The organism is Actinomadura sp. NPDC000600, from assembly GCF_040492135.1.
In the GTDB taxonomy this organism is placed as follows: domain Bacteria; phylum Actinomycetota; class Actinomycetes; order Streptosporangiales; family Streptosporangiaceae; genus Spirillospora.
Window position 1 is genome coordinate 337686 of the sequence record NZ_JBEUPD010000001.1, and the last position, 6802, is coordinate 344487.

Annotated in this window: 8 protein-coding genes; 6 read left to right on the forward strand and 2 right to left on the reverse strand. The window is 74.2% G+C overall.

Annotated elements, in window-relative coordinates:
• Positions 1 to 2: 2 nt before the first annotated feature.
• The gene (locus ABWI07_RS01540) at positions 3 to 1127 is read right to left on the reverse strand and encodes a HEAT repeat domain-containing protein (RefSeq protein ID WP_353817367.1); all 1125 of its coding nucleotides are present in this window, start codon (positions 1125 to 1127) and stop codon (positions 3 to 5) included.
• A gap of 162 nt (positions 1128 to 1289) precedes the next feature.
• Between ABWI07_RS01540 and ABWI07_RS01545 the strand changes: the two genes are divergently transcribed.
• Together ABWI07_RS01545 and ABWI07_RS01550 are read left to right on the forward strand one after the other, a co-directional pair.
• Positions 1290 to 1478, forward strand: a complete 189-nt coding sequence (locus ABWI07_RS01545) for a hypothetical protein (RefSeq protein WP_149259428.1) — start codon at positions 1290 to 1292, stop codon at positions 1476 to 1478.
• A gap of 140 nt (positions 1479 to 1618) precedes the next feature.
• A complete protein-coding gene (locus ABWI07_RS01550) occupies positions 1619 to 2005 on the forward strand; it encodes an SCO5389 family protein (RefSeq protein WP_149259429.1) in 387 nt (128 codons plus the stop codon).
• A 47-nt stretch (positions 2006 to 2052) separates the two neighbouring features.
• On the opposite strand, the gene ABWI07_RS01555 is transcribed toward ABWI07_RS01550, so the two are convergent.
• Positions 2053 to 3036: an LLM class flavin-dependent oxidoreductase gene (locus ABWI07_RS01555; protein ID WP_353817368.1), complete on the reverse strand. Its 984-nt coding sequence runs from the start codon at positions 3034 to 3036 to the stop codon at positions 2053 to 2055.
• Between the two features lie 55 nt (positions 3037 to 3091).
• Here ABWI07_RS01555 and ABWI07_RS01560 point away from each other — a divergent pair, with 55 nt between their 5' ends.
• The 4 genes from ABWI07_RS01560 to ABWI07_RS01575 all read left to right on the forward strand — a co-directional run bounded on the left by ABWI07_RS01560 (position 3092) and on the right by ABWI07_RS01575 (position 6725).
• The gene (locus tag ABWI07_RS01560; protein ID WP_149259431.1) at positions 3092 to 4669 is read left to right on the forward strand and encodes a 3-hydroxyacyl-CoA dehydrogenase family protein; all 1578 of its coding nucleotides are present in this window, start codon (positions 3092 to 3094) and stop codon (positions 4667 to 4669) included.
• Positions 4670 to 4747: 78 nt separating this feature from the next.
• Positions 4748 to 5059, forward strand: a complete 312-nt coding sequence (locus ABWI07_RS01565) for an Rv1322 family protein (protein ID WP_149259432.1) — start codon at positions 4748 to 4750, stop codon at positions 5057 to 5059.
• 60 nt (positions 5060 to 5119) lie between these two features.
• Positions 5120 to 5848 carry an alpha/beta hydrolase gene (locus ABWI07_RS01570; RefSeq protein ID WP_149259433.1) on the forward strand — a complete coding sequence of 243 codons (729 nt, stop codon included), beginning with the start codon at positions 5120 to 5122 and terminating at the stop codon, positions 5846 to 5848.
• A gap of 85 nt (positions 5849 to 5933) precedes the next feature.
• Positions 5934 to 6725, forward strand: coding sequence for an alpha/beta fold hydrolase (locus tag ABWI07_RS01575; RefSeq protein ID WP_353817369.1), 792 nt, complete (start codon positions 5934 to 5936; stop codon positions 6723 to 6725).
• Positions 6726 to 6802 lie beyond the last annotated feature (77 nt).

Here is a 6802-nt window from a genome sequence, read left to right on the forward strand (position 1 = left end):
CTTTAGGCGAGACGGGCGTACCGGCGGCAGTCGTCGTGGTCGGTGGGCAGGCCCCACGCGTGGAGGATCTCCATGAGGTTGCCCCACCGCCAGCTCTCGGGCGGCAGTTCGGCGATCGTGCGGACGGTCCGCTGCTGCGCGGGGGTGAGGTCGGCGAACCGGGGGAGCGGGAGGGCCGGTGTGCGGAACGTCAGCCTCAGCGCCGCCTCCGCCATCGGGAACGACGCGTCGTCGGACGTTCGGGACAGGCCGTCGAGGACGGCGTCGACCGCATCGGGCGGCACCTCGTCCAGCGCGGCCAGCGTCAGAGCCGAGTAGAGGCGCAGGTCGCCTTCCAGGAAGGCCATGTGGCCCTCGGGCGGGGACGCGCTGGAGGCCGCGAGTTCGGCGATGACGGGTGCGTCGGCGTCGCCCAGCCGGGCGAGCGCGGTCGCGGCGGCCCAGCGCGGCAGCGGCTCGGCGCCGGCCAGGTGCTCGCGGAACCGGGGGAGCAGCGCCCGGCCGTCCAGCAGTCCGGCGGCGACGAGCGCGTGCGCGATGACGTTCGCGTCCTGCTCGGATTGGAGCAGCGCCTCCAGATCGGGGAGCGTGGCCGTCGCCTCCTCGGGGAACCAGCCCGCCGTGTACGCGGCGGTGGCTCGCACCCCGGGGTCGTCGTCGCTGAGCAGTTTCCGGACGGTGGGCAGCCCGGCGCGAACGGCGTCGTAGGCGGCGAGTTCCGCCTCCGCGGAGCGCAATGCCCGCGCGAAGTCGAAGCGGTCCCGGTCTTCGGTCGCGCGCAGCCGCGCCGCCTCCTCGCGCCAGGCCCTGATGTCGACGCCGGACGGCAGGTGCGCCGCGTCGTACCCGATGGCCAGCGCGGCCGTCAGGTAGAGCGGCCCGGTGCGGTCGGGAGTGCCGGGATGGGACGCCAGGGCGAGCAGGAACGGGACCGCTGCGGCGGCCGCGCCGTATCGCCTTCCCTGATGGAAGATGTTGGTGAACAGCTCGCCCAACGCGGCGTCCCGTTCATCCTCGTCGGGAGAGGAAAGGGCGCGGAGAAGGTCGGGCACGTCCTCCGCCGAGCCGTAGGCGTGGTCGAGGCCCGCCCAGTCGATGCCGTCCAGCCCCGCCAGCGGTTCTGCCATGCCGCGATCATGCCAGCGGTACCGGGCTGTGGGCCCCTGAGCCCGCCTAAGGCCACTGACCGGGCGATATAAGGCGTCGTGCCGATGTGGGGGCGGGGACCTTAGCGCGAGTCTCTTGGATGTCGGGTCGTGCCGAGCGGCCCGGACCATTACGGAGGGGCCGTGTACCACCACGAGATCATGCAGTCGGTCATGAGCGAGCGGGCTCGCGCCCTGCGCGCGGAGGCCGGGGCCGCACGGGACGCCCGGCTGGCGCGGGTGGCCCGCGAGTACTGGGCCGAGTGCGCCGAGCGGCTCGCCGCCCGGTCGGCCGGACGGCGGCGCCACCACAACGCCGCCGCCGCGGGATGACGGAGGCCTCGGTCGGCCGGGGGCCGGCCGGGGCCGCGTTCATAGCGGAATGAAAACCTTTGTCAAGCCTGGAATTATCCCGGGGCCGTGTCTACCGTCGGCGTGTGGGTGTTCATCCTCCGTCTGCGAAAGGACCCCGCATGTCTCTCGACGTGACCCCGGAACTGCTGGAGACGGCGCAGAAGGGCGAGGTCGGCGACGCGGACTTCGTCGAGTGCATCAAGACCTCCCTCCCCTACGCATGGGACATGATCAGCGGCCTCGTCGCCCGGCTGCAGGTGGACGGCGGCGACTTCGCCGACAACCTCACGCCGCCCCCGGACGAGAAGGCGCGCGGCCAGCTCCTGCGCGTCCTCGCGAGCGACGCCATGCGCGGCGCGCTGGAGCGTTACTTCGGAGTGAGACTCGCGTTCCAGAACTGCCACCGCGTCGCGGTCTTCCCCACCGGCGACTCCAGCGCGTACCGGACGTTCGTCACGGCCCGCGAGCAGATCCTCAACCAGTCGCCCGAACTCCGCGACTGCTGACCCGCCCGACCGCCGCGGCGTGCCGACCCGTTCGGCACGCCGCGCGTTCATGTGGTGGCGCGAAGCTCGGGGAGGACGTCGCGCCCCAGGCGGGTGATGTTCTCCAGGGTCGCGGCGCGTGACCCGGCGCCCTCCACCAGCAGGGTCAGGTGCCTGATGCCGGTCCGCGCCACGGTGGCGGCGAGAGAATTGACGCAGTCGTCTGGTGAGCCGACCGGATGGAGGTCGCACATCAGGCGCGTGTAGGCGACGGGGTCGCGGGACGGACGCGGACGGTCGTCCACGGCGACGTATCCCTCCAAGCCGGGGCCGAGCCAGCGCGGCATCCCGTCCATGAGGGCGGCGACGGCCTCGTCCCGCGTGTCGGCGACCTGGGCCACGTGGGTCGAGATGTGCGGGAGCGACGGGTCGCCGTGGCGGGCGACGGCGGCGGCCTTCTCCTCCGGCCCGACGTGCATGCCGAGGAGCATCGGCAGGCCGCGTTCCGCTGCCAGCGCCTCGGTCGCGGGCGACGTGCAGGCGACCGTCACCGGCGGCGGGACGGGCGCCCGCGGGACGACCGGCACCTCGCGGAAGGCGAAGTGCTCGCCCGCCCACGCGAGGCGGTCGGAGCGCAGCCACGCCAGCAGCAGGTCCAGGGATTCGGCGAAACCGTGCTCGTAGCGGGGGAGGCCCGTGCCGAACACCTCCAGGTCGCGCCACGGCCCGCCGCGCCCGACGCCCAGCCGGAAACGCCCGCCGGACAGCAGCGCCAGCATCGCGGCCTGCTCCGCCAGCGCGACCGGATGCTGGGTGGACAGCACGCTCACCGCCGTCCCGACTCCGATCCGGGTGGTGGCGGCCAGCAGATGACCCGCCAGCAGGACCGCGGACGGCACCACCCCGTACGACATGAAGTGGTGCTCGGCGAGCCACACGTCGTCGAACCCGGCGCGCTCGGCGGCGACGGCGGCCTCGACGGTGCGGGACAGGGCGGCGGCGTCGTCCTCGCCGGGGAAACGGGCGGACAGGAGGAAGATTCCGAGGCGCACGTCCCCGTCGTACCCGGGAGCGGCTTCGGGCGACCGCTCTGCAAGACTGCCGTGCATGACTGGTGGTTCGTTCAACAGGGTCGGGGTCGTCGGACTGGGCACGATGGGCGCGGGGATCGCCGAGGTGCTGGCGCGCGGCGGCCTCGCGGTCGTCGGCATCGAGGTGAACCGGGAGGCGCTGGAGCGCGGGCGCGGCAACCTGGAGTCCTCCACCGGACGGGCCGTCAAGCGCGGCAAGCTCACCGAGGACGCCCAGCACGAGATCCTCGGCCGGATCACGCTGTCGACCGACTTCGCCGACCTCGGCGACTGCGACCTCGTCATCGAGGCCGTCCCCGAGCGGCTCGACCTGAAGCGCACGGTGTTCGCCGAGCTCGACCGCGTGTGCCGGGACGACGCCGTCCTCGCCACGAACACCTCCTCGCTGTCGGTCACGGACATCGCGGTCACCACCGGCCGTCCCACCAAGATCGTCGGGGTGCACTTCTTCAACCCGGCGCCGGTCATGAAGCTGGTGGAGGTCATCGGGACCGTCCTCACCGAGCCGGAGTCCGTCGCCCGGGTCGCCGACCTGGTCAAGGGCCTCGGCAAGACGCCGGTGACGATCGGGGACCGGGCCGGGTTCGTCGCCAACCGCCTGCTGTTCGGCTACCTGAACCAGGCCGCGGCCATGCTGGAGACCGGCCACGCCACCCGCGACGACATCGACGCGGCGATGAAGGCGGGCGCCGGCCTGCCGATGGGCCCGTTCACCCTGATGGACCTGATCGGCCTCGACACCTGCCTGGAGGTGCTGGAGGCGATCTTCGCCGAGTCCCGCGACCGCCGGCACGCCGCCTCGCCGCTGCTCCGCGAACTCGTCACCGCCGGGCTGCTCGGCCGCAAGACGGGCCGCGGCTTCTACACCTACGACAAGTCGGCACCGGCCGCGGAGGCGGCGCGGGAGCCGGGCGGCGCGGCGCCGACCGTGGGCGTCGTCGGCGTCGGCCCGCTCGCGGACGCGGTCGCCGCGCTGTGCGACCGGGCGGGCGCCCGGGTCGGCGACTCCGCCGCCGACCTTGCCGGGTGCGACCTGATCATCGAGGCGGCGGAGGACCCCGAGGCCGCGCGGGCGCTGCTGTCGGCCGCCGTCCAGGCCGCCAAGCCCGGCACGGTCATCGCCGTCACGTCGGTGGACGGTTCCGCGATCCGGCAGGCCATGGCCACCGGACGCCCGTCCGACGTCGTCGGGCTGCACCTACCCGACCCGGCCGGCGCCCTGGCGGAGATGTCGGCCACGGTCGCGACGGACCCCGACGTCGCCGACCGCGCCGCCGCCCTTCTCGGGCGCCTCGGTCTCACCGTCGCGCGCTGCCGCGACCGCGCCGGGTTCATCGTGGACGCCCTGCGCCTGCCCTACCTGAACGACGCCGCCGCCATGCTCGGCGCCGGATACGCCGACGCCGACTCGATCGACGCCGCGATGACCCTGGGCTGCGGCTACCCGACCGGCCCCGTCGCCGACCTCGACCGCATCGGCCCGGACCGCGCCGTCGCCGTCCTGCGCGCCCTGCACGCCGAGATCCGCGACCCGGCCCTCGCCCCGGCGCCGCTCCTCGTGGAGCACGCCACCGCGGGCAAGCCGCTGCGCTGACCCGACGGAGGGCTCCGTGGCGCCCCTCACGATCCGGGCGGCCCGTGCGGGGTGGCCGGGGTTCATATGCTTTAGGACATGAGCCCCCGGAAGAACCGCCGTGCCGAATCCGGACGCCCCGCGAGGGGCGGGGGCACGTCGTGGGCTCAGGAGACCGAGGAGGGACCGGACGGCGAGTGGATCGTCCGGTCCGTCTCCGGGGCCGGCGCGGTGAAGCCGTACCGCTGCCCGGGATGCGACCAGGAGATCCCGCCGGGCGTCGGCCACGTCGTCGCCTGGCGGGCGGGGGACGGCGGCGACGACCGGCGGCACTGGCACCGGCCCTGCTGGCAGGCCCGGACCCGCCGCTCGCCCCGCGTCCTGCGGTCGCGCAACGCCCCGCGCTACTGACGACCCGGCGTCCGGAGCGCGGCGGACACCACCCGGCCGAACGAGAGACGGAGAGAAGCGATGGCGGAGATCAGGGCGGCGACGGTGCTGCCGGCGCGGCGCGAGGAGATCACGCTGCACACGTCCGACGGCCTGGAGCTGGTCGGGGAGCTGGCGCTGCCGCCGGATCGGCCGCCGGTGGCGACACTGGTCTGCCTGCATCCGCTTCCCACGGCCGAGGGCATGATGGACAGCCACGTCCTGCGCAAGGCGTCCTTCCGGCTGCCCGCGCTCGCCGGCATCGCGGTCCTGCGGTTCAACACCCGGGGGACGACGTCGGCGCGCGGCACGAGCCAGGGCGAGTTCGGCGACGGCGAGACCGAGCGGTTCGACGTCGCGGCGGCGCTGGAGTACACCGAGTACCACGACCTGCCGCGGCCGTGGCTGCTCGGCTGGTCGTTCGGCACGGAGCTGGCGCTCAAGTGGGGGCGCGACCCGCTGGTCGAGGGCGCGATCCTGCTGTCGCCGCCGCTGAAGAGGGCCGGCGACGCCGACCTGGACGCGTGGGGCGCCGACGGGCGGCCCGTGGTGGCGCTGGTGCCGGAGTTCGACGACTACCTGCGCCCGGCGGAGGCGCGGGAGCGGTTCAAGCGCGTCCCGCAGGCCGAGGTGGTCGGGGTGGACAACGCCAAGCACCTCTGGGTGGGCGAGCCCTACGTCCGGATCGTGCTGAACGAGATCGTCAAGCGGGTGGCGCCGGCCGCCTGTCCGCTCCCCACCGAATGGACTGACCCGAATGGGAATGACTGAAAGGGATAAAAGGGACAGATAAACACATGCGGCCGATCGCGGCCACTCCGTCCCACGGGACGCGCCGGCGGGCGACCATTGCCCAATGACGGTGCGGCTGTACGCAAGGGACGTAGGGACCGGCACGCCGCTCGTGTTGCTGCACGCCTTCCCCCTGTCCTCGGCGATGTGGCTGGCCCAGCGCGAGGGACTCGCCGGCCGGTTCCGGGTCATCACCCCCGACCTGCGCGGCTTCGGCGGCTCCCTGCTGGGCGACGAGGAGCCGTCCGTGGACGCGATGGCCGACGACGTCGCCCGCATGTGCCGCTCGCTCGGCGTCCGCCGGGCCGTCTTCGGCGGGCTGTCCATGGGCGGGTACGTGGCGATGGCGCTGTGCCGGCGGCACCCCGACCTCGTCCTCGGCCTCGTGCTGGCGGCCACCCGCGCCACCGCGGACACCGGTCCCGTCCGGGAGAACCGGCTCCGGCAGGCCGACGCCCTGGAAGAGGAGCGCAGCACCCGGGTCCTTGTGGACGAGGTGCTGCCCGGCCTCGTCGGCCCCACCACCTACCGGCAGCGGGCGCTGGTCTACGGGCGGGTCCGCGGCCTCGTCCAGGCGACGCCGCCGCAGGCCGCCGCATGGGCGCAGCGCGCCATGGCGGGACGCGCGGACTCCTTCGAGACGCTCCGCGCCCTGCGCGTCCCCGCCCTCGTGATGATCGGGGACGAGGACGCGCTGGCCACCGAGGACGAGGCCCGCGCCATGGCCGACGCGATGCCGAACGCCGAACTGCTGGTCGTCCCGCGCGCGGGGCACCTGTGCTCGGTGGAGCAGCCCGACCTTTTCAACCAGGCGGTGGCGGAGTTCGCCGCCGCCCTCGCCCGCACCGCGCGCTGAGCCCGGCCGGGCGCAGCGCGCGAGCAGCCGCCAGCCCGGTCCAGCGAGGACCGGCCGTCCGAGCCGCCCGCCAAGAG